The 20,929-nt window shown below is 67.1% G+C and carries 19 protein-coding genes and 1 pseudogene; 11 read left to right on the forward strand and 9 right to left on the reverse strand.

Features of this window, described 5'->3' with window-relative positions; translation table 11 throughout:
- The first annotated feature begins 17 nt into the window (after positions 1-17).
- Entirely contained in the window at positions 18-1,058 is a 1,041-nt protein-coding gene (locus IRT45_RS22150) for a hypothetical protein (RefSeq protein ID WP_194807746.1), read from the forward strand.
- A gap of 78 nt (positions 1,059-1,136) precedes the next feature.
- On the opposite strand, the gene IRT45_RS22155 is transcribed toward IRT45_RS22150, so the two are convergent.
- Positions 1,137-1,622, reverse strand: a complete 486-nt coding sequence (locus IRT45_RS22155) for a carboxymuconolactone decarboxylase family protein (protein WP_194807747.1) — start codon at positions 1,620-1,622, stop codon at positions 1,137-1,139.
- A 200-nt stretch (positions 1,623-1,822) separates the two neighbouring features.
- Positions 1,823-2,779, reverse strand: coding sequence for an LLM class flavin-dependent oxidoreductase (locus IRT45_RS22160; protein ID WP_309241094.1), 957 nt, complete (start codon positions 2,777-2,779; stop codon positions 1,823-1,825).
- A gap of 280 nt (positions 2,780-3,059) precedes the next feature.
- Between IRT45_RS22160 and IRT45_RS22165 the strand changes: the two genes are divergently transcribed.
- Positions 3,060-4,613 (forward strand): amino acid permease, encoded by a 1,554-nt coding sequence (locus IRT45_RS22165; protein ID WP_194807748.1) that lies wholly within the window; start codon positions 3,060-3,062, stop codon positions 4,611-4,613.
- A gap of 35 nt (positions 4,614-4,648) precedes the next feature.
- On the opposite strand, the gene IRT45_RS22170 is transcribed toward IRT45_RS22165, so the two are convergent.
- Entirely contained in the window at positions 4,649-5,563 is a 915-nt protein-coding gene (locus tag IRT45_RS22170; RefSeq protein WP_255535589.1) for an oxidoreductase, read from the reverse strand.
- Positions 5,564-5,638: 75 nt separating this feature from the next.
- Between IRT45_RS22170 and IRT45_RS22175 the strand changes: the two genes are divergently transcribed.
- Positions 5,639-6,079 (forward strand): helix-turn-helix domain-containing protein, encoded by a 441-nt coding sequence (locus IRT45_RS22175; RefSeq protein WP_194807750.1) that lies wholly within the window; start codon positions 5,639-5,641, stop codon positions 6,077-6,079.
- A gap of 52 nt (positions 6,080-6,131) precedes the next feature.
- Here IRT45_RS22175 and IRT45_RS22180 read toward each other — a convergent pair whose 3' ends face one another.
- Both IRT45_RS22180 and IRT45_RS22185 read right to left on the reverse strand, forming a co-directional pair.
- Complete coding sequence (locus tag IRT45_RS22180; protein ID WP_194807751.1) at positions 6,132-6,338, reverse strand: DUF397 domain-containing protein; 207 nt, start codon at positions 6,336-6,338, stop codon at positions 6,132-6,134.
- On the reverse strand, positions 6,335-7,222 hold the full coding sequence (locus IRT45_RS22185; RefSeq protein WP_194807752.1) for a helix-turn-helix transcriptional regulator: 888 nt from the start codon (positions 7,220-7,222) through the stop codon (positions 6,335-6,337). The genes IRT45_RS22180 and IRT45_RS22185 overlap by 4 nt, the downstream gene beginning before the upstream one ends.
- Positions 7,223-7,949: 727 nt before the next feature.
- Here IRT45_RS22185 and IRT45_RS22190 point away from each other — a divergent pair.
- Entirely contained in the window at positions 7,950-9,686 is a 1,737-nt protein-coding gene (locus IRT45_RS22190; RefSeq protein WP_194807753.1) for a pyruvate dehydrogenase, read from the forward strand.
- A gap of 62 nt (positions 9,687-9,748) precedes the next feature.
- On the opposite strand, the gene IRT45_RS22195 is transcribed toward IRT45_RS22190, so the two are convergent.
- A complete protein-coding gene (locus IRT45_RS22195) occupies positions 9,749-11,281 on the reverse strand; it encodes an acyl-CoA synthetase (RefSeq protein WP_194807754.1) in 1,533 nt (510 codons plus the stop codon).
- A gap of 376 nt (positions 11,282-11,657) precedes the next feature.
- On the opposite strand from IRT45_RS22195, the gene IRT45_RS22200 reads away from it, so the two are divergent.
- Positions 11,658-12,062, forward strand: a complete 405-nt coding sequence (locus IRT45_RS22200; RefSeq protein ID WP_194807755.1) for a hypothetical protein — start codon at positions 11,658-11,660, stop codon at positions 12,060-12,062.
- Between the two features lie 245 nt (positions 12,063-12,307).
- A complete protein-coding gene (locus IRT45_RS22205; protein ID WP_194807756.1) occupies positions 12,308-13,339 on the forward strand; it encodes a hypothetical protein in 1,032 nt (343 codons plus the stop codon).
- A 253-nt stretch (positions 13,340-13,592) separates the two neighbouring features.
- On the opposite strand, the gene infA is transcribed toward IRT45_RS22205, so the two are convergent.
- The 3 genes from infA to IRT45_RS22220 form a co-directional block, all read right to left on the reverse strand.
- Positions 13,593-13,817 (reverse strand): translation initiation factor IF-1, encoded by a 225-nt coding sequence (infA, locus tag IRT45_RS22210; protein WP_227462776.1) that lies wholly within the window; start codon positions 13,815-13,817, stop codon positions 13,593-13,595.
- Positions 13,808-14,560: an N-acetyltransferase gene (locus tag IRT45_RS22215; protein WP_228534766.1), complete on the reverse strand. Its 753-nt coding sequence runs from the start codon at positions 14,558-14,560 to the stop codon at positions 13,808-13,810. The genes infA and IRT45_RS22215 overlap by 10 nt, the downstream gene beginning before the upstream one ends.
- 225 nt (positions 14,561-14,785) lie before the next feature.
- Positions 14,786-15,904, reverse strand: a complete 1,119-nt coding sequence (locus tag IRT45_RS22220; protein ID WP_194807757.1) for a Fic family protein — start codon at positions 15,902-15,904, stop codon at positions 14,786-14,788.
- A gap of 108 nt (positions 15,905-16,012) precedes the next feature.
- Here IRT45_RS22220 and argC point away from each other — a divergent pair, with 108 nt between their 5' ends.
- The 5 genes and pseudogenes from argC to IRT45_RS22245 all read left to right on the forward strand — a co-directional run.
- Complete coding sequence (gene argC, locus IRT45_RS22225; RefSeq protein ID WP_194807758.1) at positions 16,013-17,110, forward strand: N-acetyl-gamma-glutamyl-phosphate reductase; 1,098 nt, start codon at positions 16,013-16,015, stop codon at positions 17,108-17,110.
- Positions 17,107-18,324, forward strand: coding sequence for a bifunctional glutamate N-acetyltransferase/amino-acid acetyltransferase ArgJ (argJ, locus tag IRT45_RS22230; protein WP_194807759.1), 1,218 nt, complete (start codon positions 17,107-17,109; stop codon positions 18,322-18,324). The genes argC and argJ overlap by 4 nt, the downstream gene beginning before the upstream one ends.
- Positions 18,321-19,256 carry an acetylglutamate kinase gene (gene argB / locus IRT45_RS22235; RefSeq protein WP_194807760.1) on the forward strand — a complete coding sequence of 312 codons (936 nt, stop codon included), beginning with the start codon at positions 18,321-18,323 and terminating at the stop codon, positions 19,254-19,256. The genes argJ and argB overlap by 4 nt, the downstream gene beginning before the upstream one ends.
- Positions 19,253-20,455 carry an acetylornithine transaminase gene (locus IRT45_RS22240; RefSeq protein WP_194807761.1) on the forward strand — a complete coding sequence of 401 codons (1,203 nt, stop codon included), beginning with the start codon at positions 19,253-19,255 and terminating at the stop codon, positions 20,453-20,455. Before argB ends, IRT45_RS22240 begins: the two co-directional genes overlap by 4 nt.
- Positions 20,456-20,457: 2 nt before the next feature.
- A pseudogene (locus tag IRT45_RS22245) lies at positions 20,458-20,929 on the forward strand (ornithine carbamoyltransferase); the annotation flags it as partial.

Consider the following 20,929-nt stretch of genomic DNA (forward strand, 5'->3'; position numbering starts at 1 on the left):
CAGCTGAAGGGGAACCGATGACCGCAGCACAGGACGTCGCCGCGAAACTGCTCGACGCGCAGGTGGACTATCTGCTGGCGGAGGTGACGGGAGATCGGTTCGCCGAGGTCGTCGCCCGTGATGTCGACGATGTGCTGGCGGTCGCCGACACGATCGTCTTCCGCGATGTGGTTTCCGTCGACGACGCCCGGCAGACCGTGCGCACAGTCGTGAACCGCATCGGTGGCAGCCCGGTGCTGCAGGATTCGGTGGCGGTGTTCGCCGACGCGATCTACGACAATATCGCCGAGAACAACGACTACACCCTCGGCGACGTCGTAGACCGCGAACCCGTGGAAGCGTTGCTGGAGAAGATCTTCGGCATGCACCAGGCGCAGGAGCGCTTGCTGGAGCGGCTGACCGAAAGCCCCTTGGTGGCGACGGCGGCGTCCAAATTCGTCGACAAGCTGATCGACGATTTCATGGAGTCGAACCGGCAGATGGCCAGCAAGGTTCCGGGCGTCGGATCGCTGGTGTCGTTCGGCACCAACGCGGCCAAGTCCGCGCGCAAGGCCGCCGAGAAGGCCAGCAGCGGCACCTTCATCGGTGATATGGCCGGTAAGGGGGCGATGTTCGCACTCAAGCGCACCAACAACGCGATCCGGGAAATGCTGCGCGACGCACCGGTGCACGGCGCGGCGATGGAGTTCTGGGATCTGCACGCCGGTGAGCCGGTCAGCGGCCTGCGCGACTACCTGACCCAGGCCGACCTGCGCGAACTCGCCCTGCTGGTGCATCGCATCGTCGTCACCAGCCGCGACAAGGAGTACGTGGGTGTGCTCCTCGACGAATGCGTCGACGTGTTCTTCACCAAGTACGGCGACCACACCCTCGGCGCGCTGCTGCCCGAACTCGGCCTGTCCGCCGACGACATCCGCACCGAGATCCTGCGCTACGGCCCCGCGGTCGTCGAGGCGGCGAAGCGAAACGGCGTGCTGGCCAAGCTGATTCGCGAACGCCTCGAACCGTTCTACACCTCCGAGCCGGTGCTGGCGATCCTGGCCGAGGCCACGAAGTAACACTCGGCGCGCGCCGACTGCGGCAGTGGTCCGGCCCGGGCCGCCCATTCCTGGGCCGGATCGCGTTTGGCTCGCTGGTCAGCCGGTGATCTCGGCGAACATGCCGGGCTCGTACGAGCCGCCCTGCTGGCGCACGATCACACCGAGCCGGTTGGCCGCGTTGATCTGCGCCACCAGGCCGACCAGTGCGGCGATCTGGTCGTCGTCGTAATGCTTGCGCACCTGCGCCCAGGTCTCGTCCGAGACTCCCTGGTGGGCGTCGGCGAGACGGGTGCCCTCCTCGGCCAGCGCCAGCGCGGCCCGCTCGGCCTCGCTGAACACCGACGCCTCGCGCCACGCGGCGACCAGGTTGATGCGCACCGCGGGCTCGCCGGCGGCCGCGAGGTCCTTGCTGTGCACGTCGGTGCACCACCCGCAGCCGTTGATCTGGCTGACGCGCAGCATCATCAGGTCCTGGGTCGCCTTGGGCAGCGTCGACTGGAGGATGACCATGCTGGTGTTGCCGAATCGCTTGGCGAACTTGGCGCCGAGGGCATTGTCGGTGAGGGTGAAACGGGGTTCCATGACGTCGTCCTTGCTGTCGTGATCGGTGAACGAACACAAGATGCCGCTCGCGCGATCGATGTGACAGCGTGGAAAAGTGATGTGCGGCATAGACATCCGGTGTCACAAACAACCGCTGCCCGGCGTCGGGCTGACCGCGATCCCGATGGACCGCGGCGAGCGTCGACCCGGCTCACCCGCGGGCACTGCGAGATCAGGTGTCAGTGCGCAATCGTCATGGGCCGTAGCAGGGACTCGATCAGGGCCAATTGCCCGGCGAACTCGGCCGGGTCGAGGGCGGCGATGCGCAGGAGGATGTGCTCGGCGCCCGCGTCGATGTACCGATGCAGTTGCGCCGCAACGTGGCCGGTGGTGCCGGTCAGCAGGACCTGGATCGTTTCGACCGTGTCCACCGGCATCCGGTAGGTCGCCTGCGCGTAGCGGTCCAGCGCCGCCCGGCCCTCCTGCGCGTCGTCGCTGAGGTAGACGGTCGCGAAAAGTGCCGGGGTAACCGATGTTTCGGCGCGGCCGGCGGCGGTCGCGGCGGACCGGACGGTGGCCAGGCCATCGGCATACGTGGTCACATCCGGCGGGTAGGGGAGCCAGCCCTCGTAGCGCCGCCCGGTCCGGGCGAGCGCGGCCGGCGTGATGCCGGTGGCCCAGATGGGTGGCCCGCCCGGCCGATGCGGCTGCGGCACGTCCGGCAACCAGTCGTAGTGGAGAACCTTGCCGTGGAAGGGGTCGGTGTTGCCGGACCACAGCCGCCGCCACAGGTCGACGGTGTCGTCGAGCTGGGAGAAGCGGGTTCGGTAATCGACGCCGACCAGGTCGAATTCGGCTCGGCTGAGTTCCGGGAATCCCGCGCCGACGCCGAGGATCAGCCGCCCCGAGGCCAGCTGATCCAGCGATGCGAGGGTGGCGGCCGCCTGCACCGGGTGGCGGTAGGCCGGCATCAGCGCTGCCGTCCCGAGCGTGATCCGCTCGGTCAGCGCCGCCGCGGCCGCCAAGACCGTCAGGGGTTCGATCCGGGCCCGGCTCAGCGAATCGCCCAGCCATACCGAATCGAATCCCATGCGTTCGGCTGTCACCGCCAACTCGGCCAGGCTGCGGGCCGCGCCGCCGCGCTCCAACTGCGCGACGCCGCCGGGGAGGAGCAGGCCGTATCGAATGTCGTTCACGAGACCAGCGTGGGCCGCGGCGCGAGTGCCGACAATTCCCTGCGGGGTATGGCCGGGTGCCGTATCGGGGCCGTCGGACCCGGCCGGCAACGATTCGGCGACATCGAATTGCCCCCCGGCGAATTCGGTTATGCACGTTTGAATTTTCGGGTCAGGGGGTAACGATGTCCATTTTCTGAGAACCGACCGCGCGGTATATGAATATTCCCACCAGTGAACGTACCGATGTCCGGCGCTACGTTGTTTGAAGTTTCAATGTTGTCCACCGGAAGGTCCGGTCATGAGTACAGACCACCGGCCCGTCGAATTGTCGGCTTTGGCCGCGGCGTTGCATACCGAGCAGGACGGCTACCGAAAGTCGTTGCGCAACCGTCAATTGCAGATGATCGCGATCGGCGGAGTGATCGGCACCGGACTGTTCCTCGGTGCGGGCGGGCGCCTCGCCGATGCAGGTCCAGGGCTTTTCCTGGTCTACGCGGTCTGCGGTGTCTTCGTCTTCTTCGTGCTGCGGGCACTGGGGGAGTTGGTGCTGTACCGGCCGTCGTCCGGGTCGTTCGTATCCTACGCGCGCGAATTTTATGGCGAGAAACTCGCATTCGCGGTCGGCTGGATGTATTTCTTTCACTGGTGCATGACGGGCATCGTCGACATCACCGCGATCGCGACATATGTCCGATATTGGGGTGCGTTCACGGTGGTGCCGCAGTGGGTGATCGCACTGGTGGCGCTGATCGCGGTGGTCGGCACGAATTTGATCTCGGTGCGGTGGTTCGGAGAACTCGAATTCTGGGTGGCGCTGGTGAAAGTCGTCGCCCTCATCGGATTTCTGATCGTGGGCACGGTCTTCCTCGCGGGCCGATTCGCCCTCCGGGGCGAGTCCACGGGGGTGAGCGTGATCGCGCATCACGGTGGCCTGTTCCCGACCGGTGTGCTGCCGCTCGTCACGGTCACCACGGGCGTCGTCTTCGCCTATGCGGCAGTGGAATTGGTCGGCATCGCCGCGGGGGAGACCGAAAATCCGCACGAGGTGATGCCGCGGGCGATCAATTCGGTCATCGCCCGCATCGGGGTGTTCTACGTCGGCTCACTCGTCCTGCTGGGACTGTTGTTGCCCTACAACACCTTTCGTGACGGCGAGAGCCCGTTCGTGACGTTCTTCGCCCGCATCGGCGTCCCCGCCGCCGGGTCGATGATGAATCTGATCGTGCTCACCGCCGCGTTCTCCAGCCTCAACGCCGGCCTGTACTCCACCGGCCGCATCCTGCGCTCGATGTCGGCGAACGGCAGCGCCCCCGCCGTCGCCGGCCGCATGTCGCGCACCGGCGTGCCCTACATCGGCATCCTGGCCACGGGTGTGATCGCGCTGATCGGTGTCGGGCTCGACGCGGTGGTGCCGGACAAGGCCTTCGAGATCGTGCTGAACGTCTCGGCGCTCGGCACGATCGTCTCGTGGATGGTGGTTCTGCTCTGCCAGCTGCGCCTGTGGCGACGCTGGTGGGACGGCATCTCCCACCGCCCCGCCTACCGCATGATCGGGGCCCCCTACACCGGTTATGCCACCCTCGCGTTCCTGGTGGCCGTCGTGGCACTGATGGCGTGCAGCAGCGACCCGATCCAACGCTGGGCGGTCGTGGCGACGGTCTGCGTCATGGGACCGGTGCTGGTCGGAGGATGGTTCCTGACGCGGCGAAAAGTGTTGCGCATAGCCGCCATTCGCCACGACCATACCGGACAGTTCCCGGTGGTCGCCGAACGTCCGTGGCCGGGGCGGCCGGCGGAGCCCGAAGTGATCGTGGAGGATCCGGGACGGCGCCGACCCAGCCACGAGGTGTGAGCGGCCACAGGGTGAGCGGCTCCTCGGCGGCATGGTCAGCGGCCGATTCCGTCCAGCGCGGCGACGTCCTCATCCGACAGTGAAAGCCCGGCCCCCGCGATGTTTTCGCGCAGGTGAGTCGCGGATGACGTACCGGGGATGAGCAGAATGTTCGGTGCCCTCCGCAACAGCCAGGCCAGCGCCACCGGCAGCGGCGCGGCACCCACTCGGCGCGCGACCTGGGCGAGTGTCTCCGACTGTAGCGGCGTGAAGCCACCGAGCGGGAAGTACGGCACGTAGGCGATGTCGTCGGCGGCGAGCCGGTCGATGAGGTCGTCGTCGTGGCGATGGGCGAGGTTGTACATGTTCTGCACGCACACGATCGACGCGATGCCCCGCGCCTCGGAGACTTGATCCGCGGTGACGTTGCTGACCCCGAGATGGCGTATCAGGCCATCATGCTGAAGGTCGGCAAGCGTCTCCAATGCGTCTGCGAGCGAGCCGGGCCGGGTGCCTGCGGCATCGCCCATGCGCAGGTTGACCAGATCGAGGGTCTCGACACCGAGCGACCGAAGGTTCTGGTGCACCTGTTTGCGCAGGTCTTCGGGACGCCGGGCCGTAGGCCAGCCGCCCTGCGCGTCGCGGCGCGCCCCCACCTTCGTGGCGATGTACACCGTGTCCGGGTAGGGGTGCAGTGCCTCACGGATCAGCTCGTTCGTCACGTCGGGCCCATATGCGGCGCTGGTGTCGATATGGGTGATACCGGCATCGACTGCCTCGCGTAGCACGGCCAGCGCGCCGTCGCGGTCGGCGGGCGGCCCCATGACTCCGGGGCCGGCGAGCTGCATGGCGCCGTAGCCGAATCGGGTGACAGTCGCGTCGCCGAGCATTCGGGTGCCGCCGGGAAGTAGGGGTGTGCTCACGTGGTGCCTTTCGTCTGCGATCGGGAGTCTCCGACCTCCTGGCACCATTGTTGGAGAGCTACTTCCTTTCGGGAAGTAGGCACTTGAAAGTGCGTAACTCTCCGGAGGCGAAAGGCGAGACCGGTGACAGCGAAGGTATTCGAGGGGGCTCGAAGCAGCGCGGAGTACAACGCATTCCTGGCGGCATGCCCCAGTCGTCAACTCCTCGATCGAATCTCCGACAAATGGGTTGTGCTGATCTTGTGCGCCTTGAGCGGGGATGCAGGCGATCCATCCGATCGGCCTGGTGTCGCGGCTCCCGCGAAGGCGATGCGCTACTCCGAACTATCGCGCCTGCTGGTCGGAGTCAGCCAGAAGATGCTGACCCAAACCCTGCGGGCTCTCGAACGTGATGGCTTGCTCACCCGGACAGTGACGCCGACCGTTCCGGTCACGGTCACCTACCAGCTCACCGAACTCGGCCTCTCACTCCACCACCTGACGCGCGGCCTCAGATCCTGGGCGCAGGACCATATGGACGAGGTGTTGGCCCACCGTGAGAACCACGACGCTCGCACCTCCTGATATGACAAGGGCGTTCGAGCGATGTGCTCGAACGCCCTTGTGGTGCAGAAGGTTAGGCGAGGTCGAAGCCGCCGCTCTCGAGGCGGGCGGTGAACGCGTCCCAGTCGGTGGGGGCGAACACGAGGGCGGGGCCGGTGGGGTTCTTGGAGTCGCGGACGCCGACCATACCTTCGGAAAGGTGGGCTACCTCGACGCATTCCTTTTGCGAGCTGCTGCGACTGGACTTGAACCACTGGGCGCCGGATAGGTCTACGCTCATGCGAACTCCTTCGCTACAGCCAGGATCAGATCCCTGGACGTGTCCTGATCCAACGCTACACGGCCGATCTCCTCGAGTGCATGCCGATATCGCGAGATCTCCTCTGGTCGTTCGAGGTAGAGGTCACCGGCGTACTCCTCCACATAAATGATCGGTGGCTCCGTCAACTTCGACAGGGGCAGGTCGGGGAACTCCAGAAGGATGAATGAGCCGACCATCGAGCCGAGGTGACGGCGAGCGTCGAACGGCACCACACGCACTGAAACGTTTGGCCTTTCCGACATTTCGGCGAGGTGATGCAATTGCTCCGCCGCCACGGCGGGGCCTCCAACCTGGTCGCGGACGGCAGCCTCGTGGAGCAGCACATCGACAGTGAAAGTGTCGTCCGAGAGTCGCGTCTGCCGGTGTGTCGCGATCTGTACGCGCATCTCGATCTGCTCTGTTGGCGCATCCGGTGCCTCGGCCCAGGCGAGCGCGCGGCGGTAGGCGGCTGTTTGGAGCATTCCGGGAATCACGCTGAGCTTCCATGCCGTGAATCGTCGTGCAGCCTCTTCGAGCGCGAGGTAGTGGTCGAAGTCGGTGGCAAGCTCATCCGCATACGCCCTCCACCACCCGCCTCCGCGCTCTCGCGATGCCCGTACCTCGGATACCAATCCCAGCAACGTCCGCCGGTCTTCATCCGATGCCCCGTAGAAGTCGCACAGCGCATTCACCTGTAGCCCAGTGGTTCTCGTCGACAGCCCCTCCTCGATGCGGCCGATGGACTGGGGTGAGGTTTCGGCGGCGCGGGCGGCGGCGGCCTGTTTCACTCCTTTGGCCTCGCGGAGGCGGCGCAGTTCGCGCCCCAGGGCGCGGCGGGCGAGGGTGCTGCCGGTGACGGACATATCTTTAGCCTCCCTGACGATCGAGCCTGTTTCTGGAAGCCACCCTGTGGTGGCGTTCGGCGTTCTGTCCCCGTAGTGAATGTCCGGGATCCGTGAAAAACATTCGGGCGCTCGCCCATTCCGGATGCGGGACGTTTCGAGTGTACTGGCATCGACCCGGTAGCCGGGAAGAACCAACCGCCGAATTCCTCTCGCATTTCGCGGGACTGCGGTCTCCGGCCCCGGCTATCGGGCATACCATCACCGAAAACCGCAGGAGCGCCGCGATGTACGGACACCTGATCACCGATCACGTCGAGATCACGGCGGTGATTGCTCGATGTCGCCGCGCGCGTTGTCGGTCGTATTCGCAGTCCGGTGCCGCTGTCGGTCTGTGTATCCAGACCCGTTGCCCGCCAGCAGGTTTGCGGATGCGAGAGTGAGGCGGAAGACGGCTCGGGCCAACGGGCAGGATTGCGCTGTGAATATTCAAAAGGCAATTTCGCTGACGGTTGCCGAACCTGTCCGTGAATCGCCTCCGGCATCCGATATGCGGGCGAGCCCCGGCGCTCTTCTCGGAATCATCTCTGCTTCGGCTGACGTCCGGGCGTGATGTCCGACGCCATTTCCGCTCCGCCCCGCCCGGTAGTGTTCGTGGCGATCGCGAATCTGTTCATCCGGTAAGGGAGCTTCGGCTCCGGGCGACGGCGAATACGCCGACGCCGATCACAGCGGTGGAGGAGAGCGCATGGCGAAAACGAATGTGGCCGATCAATTCGTGCACGTTCTCGTACAGGCCGGAGTGCGGCGGATCTACGGCGTGGTGGGCGACAGCCTCAATCCGATCGTCGACGCGGTGCGCCGCACCCCGGACATCGAATGGGTGCATGTGCGCAACGAGGAGGCCGCCGCGTTCGCCGCGGCCGCGCAGGCGCAATTGACCGGCCGCCTGGCCGTCTGCGCGGGCAGTTGCGGCCCGGGCAACACGCATCTCATCCAGGGTCTCTACGACGCGCACCGCACCGGAGCGCCGGTGCTGGCGCTGGCCTCCCACATTCCCTCCGACCAGATCGGCACCCAGTTCTTCCAGGAAACGCATCCGGAGCGGCTCTTCGTCGAATGCAGCGGGTACTGCGAAATGATCAGCCGGCCCGAGCAGATGCCGCGCATGCTGCGGATCGCGATCCAGCATGCATTGGCGCGCAACGAGGTGTCGGTGGTGGTGCTGCCGGGCGATGTCGCGCAATTGGACGCCGCGCATCCGACCGGCGAGACGAGTCTCGTCTCCGAACTCGGCCACGTCATGCCCGCCGCCGAACAGGTGCAGGCGCTCGCGGACGCCCTGAACGCGGCGTGCACCGTCACCCTGTTCTGCGGTGCGGGCGTGCGTGACGCGCACGAGGAGGTGATGCGGCTCGCCGAACTGCTCCACGCACCCATCGGGCACAGCCTGCGCGGTAAAGAGTGGATCCAGTTCGACAATCCCTACGACGTGGGAATGAGCGGTCTGCTCGGCTATGGCGCCTGCTACAAGGCGATGCACGAAGCAGATCTGGTCGTGCTGGTCGGCACCGATTTTCCCTATGACGAATTCCTGCCGGGAACCAACACCGTGCAGATCGACCACGACGCCGCCCGCCTCGGCCGGCGCACGCCGCTGCAACTGGCCGTGCACGGCGACGTCCGGGAAACCCTGCGCGCGGTCCTACCCCTCGTGCAGCAGAAATCCGACCGCGAATTCCTGGACCGTATGCTCGGCGAGCACTACCGGCTGCTCGAGCAGGTCGTCGACGCCTACACCCGAAATGTAGCCGACCACAAGCCGATTCACCCCGAATACGCCGCCGACATCCTCGACGAACTCGCCTCCGACGACGCGATCTTCACCGTCGACACCGGCATGTGCAATGTGTGGGCGGCCCGCTATCTGACACCGAACGGCCGTCGCCGGGTGATCGGATCGTTCCTGCACGGCACGATGGCCAACGCCCTGCCGCATGCCATCGGCGCGCAATTCGCCTATCCGGACCGGCAGGTGATCTCCATGTCCGGCGACGGCGGATTGGGCATGCTGATGGGGGAAGTGCTCACCGTGGCGCTGCATCGGCTGCCGGTCAAGATCATCGTGTTCAATAATTCGTCGCTGGGTATGGTGCGGCTGGAGATGCTGGTGGACGGTCTGCCGAACTTCGAAACCGACCACGCCCCGGTCGATTTCGCCGCCGTGGCTCGCGCCGCGGGCATCCACGCGGTGCGAGTCACCGAACCGTCCGACATCCGCGCCGCCCTCGCCGAGGCACTGGCCCATCCAGGCCCCGCACTGGTCGACCTGGTTACCGATCCGAACGCCCTGTCCCTCCCGCCGCACATCACCGCGGCGCAGGTGCGCGGCTTCGCGCTGGCGGCCAGCAAGATCGTGCTCACCGGCGGGGTGGGCCGCATGATCGACATGGCCCGATCGAATCTGCGCAACGTGCCGCGATGAAAAGCGCTGACTACCAGTGAGTTTCGTGGACGCCGGGCGAGGCCGACCCGCCCGGCCGACCCTCACACGTACTGCTCGCGCAGCTTGCCCTTGACCAGCTTTCCCGTCGGTGTACGGGGCAGTTCGTCGGCGAAATCGACGCTGCGCGGCACCTTGTAATGGGCGATGCGCTCGCGCAGGAAATCGCGGAGTCGTTGCGCCAGTTCGGGTCCCGGCTCCGCGCCGGCTGCGGGCTGGACGACCGCCTTCACCGATTCGCCCATCTCCTCGTCGGGCACGCCGATCACCGCCACATCGAAGACGTCGGGGTGCAGCGCCAGGGCGTCCTCGATCTCCTGCGGGTAGATGTTCACCCCGCCGGAGATGATCATGAACGCCTTGCGGTCGGTCAGGAACAGGAACCCGTCGGCGTCGATGTAGCCGATATCGCCCGTGGTGGTCCAGGTCGGGTGATCCGGGTGGATCGCCTTCGCGGTCTTCTCCGGATCGTTGTGGTAGTCGAACGGGACTTCCTCGCGTTCGAAATAGATGGTGCCGATGTCGCCGGAGGGCAATTCGCGCCCGTCGTCGTCGCAGATGCGAACCGCGCCCAGGCCCGCGGGCCCGACCGAGCCGGGTTTGCGCAACCACTGCTCGCTGTCGATGAAGGTGGCGCCGTTTCCTTCGGTCGAGGCGTAGTACTCGTGCAGCACCGGCCCCCACCAGTCGATCATCGCCTGCTTCACCTCCACCGGACACGGGGCGGCGGCGTGGACGGCGACCTTCATACTCGAGACGTCGTAGCGGGCGCGCACACTCTCGTCGAGTTTCAGCATGCGCACGAACATCGTCGGCACCCACTGGCTGTGGGTGACGCGATAGCGTTCGATCGCGGCGAGCGCCTGTTCGGCGTCGAAACGCTCCAGTACCACCACGGTTCCGCCGAGGGCGTGCACCACACCGCCGAACCGCAACGGCGCGGCGTGATACAGCGGAGCCGGCGACAGGTACACGGTGTCGGCGTCGAATCCGTAGAGCGGGCCGAACACCGCGGTGTAGGTGTCACCCGGCGCATCGCCGACCTGACGGTCCGGCAACGGATGTTTGATGCCCTTCGGTCGGCCGGTGGTGCCCGACGAATACAGCATGTCGGCGCCGCGCGGCTGATCCGGCAGCGGCTCCGCAGAGGATGCGGCCAGCGCCTTGTCGTACGAGTCGTATCCCGGAACAGGACCGCCGAAGGCGAGCCGGATCCCGACCTCGGGCGTCTGCTCGACCACCCGCTCGGCCACATCCGCCAGCTCCGCCGACACGATGAGTGCCCGCGCACCGCAATCGTTGACGATATAGCTGATCTCGTCCGCGGACAGGTGCCGGTTGACGGCCGTGATGTAAAGGCCGGATCGCAACGCCGCCCAGTAGACCTCGTACACCTCGAGCGTATTGCCGGACAGTAGCGCGACGTGATCACCCTTGCGCAGGCCCGCGTCGTAGAGATGGCGCGCGAGGCGAACCGAGTTGTCGTCGAGTTCGCGGTAGGTCAGCGCCGCACCGCTCTCGGCCAGCACGACCGCCGGTTTATCAGGGAATCGATCGACATGCGCACCGGGGTACATCCTGCTCCTCCACAACACCGCCGACGGCTCTGACGTGACCGCCGGTCGAGAGGGACCTGCCTCGCCGCCGCGACACCGGCCCCGCCGAGACACCGTCCCGACGAGCGCGACGATAGCGGAAAGTGAACGACCATTCGTGAGTTATCGCCAAACTTGTGAACCGCTCGAGAGCGCACCGAAGGTCCGCGTGCCCGGCGCCGCCCGCGATCCTTCGCGCCGCCGGGACGGACGGGCCTTCCCCGCCGTTCGCGACGCCACGCGGTGCCTGGTGCCGCCGGATCGGGGGCAGTGTGTCCGACGCCCATCCTTTTCGGGGCATAACAGGTCCGCCGAGGTCTCGATATTGCCTACGAGAGTCGTCGAGCGGGAGGTTCCTATGAAGGTCGGGCGTATCGGCGCGCTGGCCGCCGGGGTGGCGACGGCGGCCACGACCGCGGTGGGGTTCGGCGTTGCGGCGCAGGCCGAACCGACCGGCGCCGATGTGGAGGTCTACACCTACTGTGGCGGGGCGCTGCCGGGCTACCCACCGCCGCTGCAGGTGATCGTCCGCAATATCGGCACGGCGACCGCGGAGAATGTGGCGGTGAACTACTGGGCACCGTTCGGCCCGTCCGGATCCGTGATCAAACCCACGCTGGCACCGGGAGAAATCGCCAACTACACGGTCGGCACCGCCCGCACGCTGGAACTGATCACCGCCACGGTGACGAGCACGACGCCGGATGCGAACTCCCGCAACAATTTCGTGGTCCAGCCGATGTTTTGCCCGGGGTCGATATAGCCCTGCCCATGCCGCGGCGACGGCACGGCGACACGGCGCAGGTCCGCGACCCGGTGGGTGGAACGGCGGTACCCGGCCCAGCCGGTGTGCGTCGTTCGGCAGCCGGATCGGTGGTTCCGCGGCTGAACCCTCGCCCGCGCCGTCCCGTCACCCTGTCGTCCCGTCGCGTATGTCGGCCAACCCGCGCGGACCTCGTCATTCGCTTAGGCTGAGCCGCAAGCGATGTCGACAAGGAGCTCGGACCGATGGCGAACCCGTACCAGGCCGGATATCCCGCACCGCAACCGCCGGGCTGGGGTGTGCCACCGAATCATCTTGGTGCTCAGTCGTTCTCGCGGCCGAAGCCGCCGACGAATCGCGCTGCCGTCGATGTCGTCGCGGGAATCGCTCTGGCACTGGCGGCGATTCTCGCGGCCGCGCAATCCGTATGGGGACTGGTCGTCTCCGGCGGTGGCTATTCGGTCTTCGAGCACGGCTGGGGCGCGGCCCTGATCCCGTTCTGGGTGTGTTCGCTCGCCGCGTTGGTCGGCGGCATCCTGTTGTCGGTCGCCGGTTCGGGATCCTTTCGAATTCGTACTGTCGCCGCGCTGGGTGGTGGCGCGTTGTTCGTCACGGTCATCCAGAATCTTGTCGTTCTCTGCTCGGACTCCTACGTTCGGTTGGCCGACAGAGGTAATTGGCTCGCGATACCCGCGGCCATCGCGATTCTCGCGGCGGTGGGAAGCCTGATCGGGGGAAAGGCGGGCTCCTCGGCGACCCCCGTTTCTCCGTCGGCGATCCCCGGTTACCCCGGCGCCGCGTCTTACCCGGGGCCGGCGGTCTATCCCGCCGCCCAGCCCGGCTATCCCGGCTATCCGGCTCCCGCCGTACCTGCGGCCCCCGAGTCTGCGTCATCCGCGCCTCACGGCTGGCCGTCGTATCCGGGCGCCGCTGTTCCCGGTTATCCGGGCGCACCCGCACCGGCGTACTTCGGGGCGCCGGGCTACCCGCCCGCTCCGCCGAACCTTACGGGAGATCCGAACGCCGCCGGCCCGCACCCAGCGGCCAGTCCGCATCCGGCGGCTGGTCCGCACCCGGCGGCCGGTCCGCACGCCGCCGGCGCGCCGTCAGCCCACGTCCATCAGCCCGTCGCACCGGCCCCCGGTTCGGCCGGTTCGCAACCGGGTTACGCATCCTCCCTGGAGCAGTCCGGTGGCCCGGAATCATCCTCGGCTCCCACTGTGCATGCGGGCCCGAGTGGCGCGCCGCCGTCCGAACCGCATCTGCCTCAACAGTGAAGCGGGGCTGGGGGTTCGGGGGAGACGGGGCCGTCCGATGTGGGGCATCGATCGGCTGAACCCGGTAGTAGGCACGGCGCAAGCGAATCCGCTGCCGCAACGTGACGCTGAACTAATCGTGCAAACCTCGGCGAAGCAGGCAGTTTTCGCGCATTTCCGCGGAGGTTTGCACGAATGGTTCAGCCCAGTAGGCGGTGAACCTGCGCACGTGACCGGGTGCGCAGATCGTCGAACTCCACCGCCCTACGGGGCGCTAACTCCGGTAACGGAACAGGATTCGACCCCTGGTCAGGTCATACGGACTGAGTTCCACCAAAACCCGGTCGTCCGGGAGGATCTTGATGTAGTTCATCCGGACCTTGCCGGACAGGTGGGCGAGGACTTTGTGTCCGTTGGGGAGTTCCACCGTGAATGTCGCGTTGCGCAGGCATTCCACGACGTGCCCCTGAACTTCGATCGCTCCCTTCTTCATCGCCACACCAACTCCAGCGTGCTGTTCGACCGCGCACCGCCGATGCCCTCGAACAGGGCGGTCGCCGCCGCGTTGGATTCATCGATTTCGGCCGAGGCCCAAGCCTTTCCGGCGCGGTGCAGTGAGCCCAGCACCCGCCCCAGTAAAGCACGCGCGATGCCACGCCGGTGCGCCTCGGCACGAACCGCGATCAGGCCGATGCGCGGTAGCCGCGTCGGTTGCGTCACGCGGCACAGTCCCGCATAGCGGCCGGCCTGGGCCGCCACCACGTAGTTCGCGGGATCGATCGGTGGGGAGATCACCTCGGCCGGCATGGTCTGCCAACCGGCGGCGGCCTCGACCTCGGTGCGTATCGTGCGGTCCAGCTCGCGCAGTGAATGCACTTCGGCCGCACCGAAATCCAGGATCTCGACGTCGGGCGGCGGTGCCGAATCGAGTCCTGTGATCGCCGGATCGGTGGGAACCCGGTATTCCCATTCGCGCCGCCGGGTCGCGAGACCCGCCCGGCGCCATTGCGCGGTCAGCTCCAGGTCGGCTTCGTCGACCACCGTGTAGAGCGGTGTGGGAAGGTCGGCCAGCATGGCGGTGGCAAGCTGATCGAAGGCCTCGTCCTGCCAGGAGTCGATGCTGAGAAACAGTCGCCCATCGGGCCGCGGCGATGCCTCACCGCTACCGACGACCCGGTCGCCGGTCAGCGCATGCCACTGCCGGTCCGCGATGCGCGTCACCATGAGTTCGGAAGAATGCATTGTCGTCCCCTCTCGGGATCGCTCGGACGAGCACTCCCGATGACGACGTGCGTCAAACGTCCGATCGTGAGAACGGGGAGCGCCCAAGGAATGTCGTGAAAATGGGACTCACCCCCTCGCGTGATCAGGTCGGACCGAACGAGGCTATCAACTCGAATATCCGACGCCAACCTATTTTCCGAGCGCCCCGCCCGAGTTCCGGGACGTTGCCTTCCGGCCCGTCGTCTACGGCCGCACGAGCTCGTAAGACGTACTGCGACCGCCGGATTCCGATCTGCGCAATGCGCCGAGTTCGACCAGCACGGTGATGTCCCGCAACGCGGTATCCGGTGAAGTTTTGGTGATGATGGCCCACTTGCGGGTGGTGAGTTTCCCATCGGAGCCGTCGAGCAGCCGGTTCAGCATGGCGATCTGCCGGGCGTTCATCGTTGTTTGACCCCAGTTCCTCCAGAACTGTGCCTTCGCCAGGACGGAGTCGACAGTCTCGGCGGCGCCGGTGATCGCGCGATCCAGAGCGCCGAGGAACCACAGCAGCCACTCGGTCACGTCGAGCGAACCTTTCTGGGTCTTTTCCAGCATCGCGTAATAGTCCTTGCGGTCTCGCTGAATCTGGGCCGACAAGCTGTAGAAACGCCGGGAACTGTGGTCGGCGCGCGCCAGCCAGAGATCGCCGATCGCCCTCGCTATTCGCCCGTTGCCGTCGTCGAAGGGGTGGATCGTCACGAACCACAGATGCGCGAGCCCGGCCTTGATCAGCGCCGGCTCGGTCGCATCGCGGTTGACCCACGCCAGGAATCGCTCCATCTCGACGGGAAGACGGTCGGCCGGTGGCGCCTCGAAATGCATCCGCTGCCTGCCGAAGGGGCCGGAGATCACCTGCATGGGCCCGGCGTCGTCGGTACGCCACCCTCCGATCCTGACCTTGGAGATGCCGGAATATCCGGTGGGGAAAAGCCCGGCATGCCAGCCGAACAGTCGTTCGGCAGTGACCGGCCTCGTATTGTGGACCGTGGCGTCGAGAATCATTTCGACCACGCCGTCCACATGCCGGTCGGCCGGAACGACAGCGCCGATATCGACGCCCAGATGGCGCGCGATCGACGACCGGACGGAAGCGGCGTCGAGCAGTTCACCTTCGATTTCACTGGTCTTGACCACGTCGGCGGTGAGTGCGGCCAAGCTGGCCCGATCCTGGACCGCTTCGTCGCTGTCGGCGAGCCGTCCGAGGAGATGGCCCTGCCGGTGGGCAACCTGGGCGAGAGGGCCCGCAAGGCGTGCGACATCGTAGGTCAGCATCGGCCACTCGCCTCGCTGCCAGATGTATCGCCGCTGCGGAGAGGTCATGCGGTGATCATACCCGCTATTCACCGCAAAATCTGCGGCGAATAGCGGTGTGCGTCATTCCTGCACCCCGCTCGTGAATGAGCTTGCATGATCGTGCATAATCATCACATGGCGGATACCTCGAGTGGGCCCGTGGTGCGGGTCGCGGTAGCTGGTGCGAGCGGATACGCGGGCGGTGAGGTCCTGCGTGTGCTGCTGGGGCATCCGGAGTATCGAGCCGGGCGCCTCGAGATCGGGGCGCTGACCGCGGGATCCAATGCCGGGACCAAGCTGGCGCAGTCGCAGCCGCATCTGCTGCCGCTGGCCGATCGAGTGCTCGAGGCCACCACCGCGGAGGTGTTGGCGGGCCACGACGTGGTCTTCCTCGGGCTGCCGCACGGACAGTCCGCGGCCATCGCGCAGCAGCTGCCGGAGTCCACGGTGATCATCGACTGCGGCGCCGATTTCCGGCTCACCGACCCGGAGGACTGGGAGACCTACTACGGATCCCCGCATGCCGGCAGCTGGCCCTACGGTCTGCCCGAGCTGCCCGGCGCGCGGGAACAGCTGCGCGGGGCCACTCGCATCGCGGTCCCGGGCTGCTATCCGACGGTGTCGAGTCTGGCCCTGGCCCCGGCGGTCGGGGCGGGGATCGTCGAACCGGAGGTGACCGTGGTGGCGGTCAGCGGCACCTCGGGCGCGGGCCGCAAACTCGACGTGGGGCTGCTGGGTTCGGAGGTGATGGGCTCGGTCCGCGCCTACAACATCGCCGGCGCGCACCGGCACACCCCCGAGATCGCGCAGAACCTGAAGGCCGCGGCCGCGGCCACGGGCGCCGAGATCGGCGATGTCACAGTCTCTTTCACACCGGTGCTGGCCCCGATGCCGCGCGGCATCCTGGCCACCTGCACCGCACGCCTGCGCCCCGACGCCGCGGGTGCGGTGGCCGACCTGGCCGCCGCCCGCGCGGTCTACGACAAGGCCTACGGCGACGAACCGTTCATTCACCTGCTGCCCGAAGGCGTACTGCCGCAGACGGGTTCGGTGGTCGGATCCAATGCCATCACCCTGCAGGTCGCCGTCGACACCGCCGCGCGCACGCTGGTGGTGATCGGCGCGATCGACAATCTGACCAAGGGCACCGCGGGCGCCGCGGTGCAATCGATGAATCTCGCTCTCGGTCTCGACGAGACCGCCGGACTTTCCACCGTAGGAGTGGCACCGTGACCGACACCGATATCGCCGGCGGCAAACTGGTCCGCACCCAGGGTGTGACCGCACCGCTCGGATACCGGGCCGCGGGCATCGCAGCCGGCATCAAGGCCAGCGGAAAGCTCGATCTGGCACTGGTTTTCAACGAGGGACCCGACTATGCCGCGGCGGGTGTGTTCACCCGCAACAAGGTGAAGGCCGCGCCGGTGCTGTGGTCGCAGCAGGTGCTCACCAGCGGCCGCCTGCGCGCGGTGATCCTCAATTCCGGCGGCGCCAACGCCTGCACCGGCCCGGGGGGATTCCAGGACACCCACGCCACCGCCGAGGAACTGGCGAAAGCGCTGAGCAACTGGGGGACCGAAACCGGGGCGGGCGAAATCGCGGTCTGCTCAACGGGTTTGATCGGTGACCGGCTGCCGATGGGCAAACTGCTGCCCGGTGTGACCGAGATCGTGCACGAGATGGCGGGCGGCCTGTCCGGCGGCACCGATGCCGCGCACGCGATCATGACCACCGATACCGTGCCCAAGCAGGCCGCGTTCCACCACGCCGACAAATGGAACGTCGGCGCGATGGCCAAGGGCGCGGGCATGCTCGCCCCGTCCCTGGCCACCATGCTGGTCGTGGTCACCACCGACGCCGCCGCCACCCCGCAACAGCTGGATACGGCGCTGCGCAATGCCACCCGGCTGACCTTCGACCGGCTCGACGTCGACGGCTCCTGCTCGACCAACGACACCGTGTTGCTGCTGGCCAACGGCGCCAGCGGCGTCACCCCGAGCCAGGAGGAACTCGACGCCGCGGTGCTGGCGGTCTGCGATGACCTCGCCGCGCAGCTGATGGCCGATGCCGAAGGCGTCACCAAGCGCGTCGAGATCACCGTCACCGGCGCGGTGAGCGAGGACGAGGCGCTGATCGCCGCCCGCGCGGTCGCCCGCGACTCGCTGGTGAAGACGGCGTTCTTCGGTTCCGACCCGAACTGGGGCCGGGTGCTGGCCGCGGTGGGTATCGCCCCCATCGAACTGGATCCCGATCGCGTCACCGTGTCGTTCAACGGAAATCCGGTGTGCCTCAACGGAACCGGCGCTCCCGGCGCGCGGGAGGTGGATCTGTCCGGCCCCGATATCGCGGTGCTGGTGGAACTGGGCCTCGGCGTGGGCACCGCCACCGTGCGCACCACCGATCTCTCGCACGGCTACGTCGAAGAGAATTCGGCTTACAGCTCATGACCACCGAAGCGACACCGGAGGTTCCGGTGACCACTCAGGATCTGTCGGCACTGGACAAGGCGCACGTACTGGCCGGCGCGCTGCCGTGGCTGCAGAAGTTCCGCGACAAGATCGTGGTCGTCAAATACGGCGGCAACGCCATGATCGACGACACCCTCAAACACGCCTTCGCCGCCGATATGGCGTTCCTGCGCACCGTCGGCGTGCATCCGGTGGTAGTGCACGGCGGTGGCCCGCAGATCAGCGCCATGCTGCAGAAGCTGGGGCTGCAGGGCGAATTCCGCGGCGGCTTCCGCGTCACCACCCCCGAGGTGATGGATGTGGTGCGGATGGTGCTGTTCGGTCAGGTCGGCCGCGAACTGGTCGGGCTGATCAACGCGCACGGCCCGTACGCGGTCGGCATCTCCGGTGAGGACGCACGGCTGTTCACCGCCACCCGCCGCACCGTCACCGTCGACGGCGAGCAGACCGATATCGGCCTGGTCGGCGACGTCACCGCCGTCAATCCGGACGCGGTACTGGATCTCGTTCGCGCCGGGCGCATTCCGGTGGTCTCGACCATCGCGCCCGATGCCGACGGCGTGGTGCACAACATCAACGCCGATACCGCCGCCGCGGCGCTGGCCCAGGGCATCGGCGCGGAGAAACTCGTGGTGCTCACCGATGTCGAAGGCCTGTACACGAATTGGCCCGACCGCTCGTCGCTGACCACCCATATCGACACCGACGCCTTGGCCGCCCTGCTGCCGAGCCTGGACGCGGGCATGGTGCCGAAGATGGAGGCCTGCCTGCGCGCCGTCCAGGCCGGTGTCCCGACCGCGCACGTGATCGACGGCCGGGTACCGCATGCGGTACTGCTGGAACTGTTCACCGGGGAAGGTATCGGAACGATGGTGACCCCACCCGAGACGGCAGGAACGACACACTCATGAGCGACAACGTCACGAGCACGGAGCACTTGCAGCAGCGGTGGTCGTCCGCGCTGATGAACAACTACGGCACCCCGAAGGTGGCGCTGGTGCGCGGCTCGGGTGCGGTCGTGCACGACGCCGAGGGCAACCGGTACGTCGACTTCCTCGGCGGTATCGCGGTCAACAGCCTGGGTCACGCCCATCCGGCGATTCTGGAGGCCGTCACCCAGCAGCTCGGCACCCTCGGCCACGTCTCGAATCTGTATGTGAGCGAACCGGTTCTGGAACTGGCCGAGAAGTTGCTCGCGCAGTTCGGTGACGGACACGGCCGGGCGTTCTTCTGCAATTCGGGTACCGAGGCCAACGAGGCGGCGTTCAAGATCGCACGCCTCACCGGACGGCACAAGATCGTCGCCTGCGAGGAGGCCTTCCACGGCCGCACCATGGGCGCGCTCGCGCTGACCGGGCAGCCGTCGAAGCGGGCGCCGTTCGAACCGATGCCCCCGGGTGTCGTGCACGTGCCCTACGGCGACGCCGCGGCGCTGGCCGCCGCGGTGGATTCCGATACCGCCGCGGTCTTCCTCGAGCCGATCATGGGGGAGAGCGGCGTGGTCGTGCCGCCGCTGGACTATCTGGCCGAGGCCCGGCGGATCACCTCCGAGCACGGCGCGCTGCTGATCCTGGACGAGGTGCAGACCGGAATCTGCCGCACCGGACCGTTTTTCGCGCATCACGCCGCGGGCATCGTGCCCGATGTGATGACGCTGGCCAAGGGGCTCGGTGGCGGCCTGCCCATCGGCGCCGTGCTGGCGCAGGGCCCGGCGGCGGAGCTGCTCACTCCCGGCCTGCACGGCACCACCTTCGGCGGTAACCCCGTCAGCGCCGCGGCGGCGCTGGCGGTCCTGCGGACCATCGACGAGCAGGGACTGGCAGCCCATGTCGAATCGGTCGGCAAGACGCTGATCGACGGCATCGAGGACCTCGGCCACACGCTGATCGACCACGTGCGCGGCGCGGGGCTGCTCATCGGAATCCAACTGACACAGGACGTTTCGGCGAAGGTCGAGCAGGCCGCACGCGCGGCCGGCTATCTGATCAACCCGCCCAAGCCGAATGTGATCCGGTTGGCCCCGCCGCTGATTCTGACCGAGGCGCAGGCGCAGGGTTTCCTCGCCGATCTGCCCGGCATCCTCGACGCGGCTTCCCAGGAGAGTGAGTGACCATGGTGCGGCATTTCCTGCGCGACGACGACGTCACGCCCGCCGAACAGGCCGAAATCCTCGCGCTGGCAGCGGAATTGAAGGCGGCGCCGATCTCCCGGCGGCCGCTGGAAGGGCCGCGCGGCGTGGGAGTGATCTTCGAGAAGAACTCCACCCGGACCCGATTCTCCTTCGAGATGGGCATCGCGCAACTCGGCGGGCACGCGGTGGTCGTCGACGGCCGCGACACCCAGCTGGGCCGTGAGGAAACCCTCGCCGATACCGGCCGGGTACTCTCGCGCTATGTCGACGCCGTCGTCTGGCGGACCTTCGAACAGGATCGACTGGACGAGATGGCCTCGGCGGCAACGGTTCCGGTGGTGAACGCGCTGTCCAATGAATTCCATCCCTGCCAGGTGCTGGCCGATCTGCTGACCTTGCGGGAGCGCAAGGGCGAGCTCGCCGGTCGCAAACTCACCTACTTCGGCGACGGTG

Source organism: Nocardia sp. BSTN01, assembly GCF_015354405.1.
In the GTDB taxonomy this organism is placed as follows: Bacteria; Actinomycetota; Actinomycetes; order Mycobacteriales; family Mycobacteriaceae; genus Nocardia.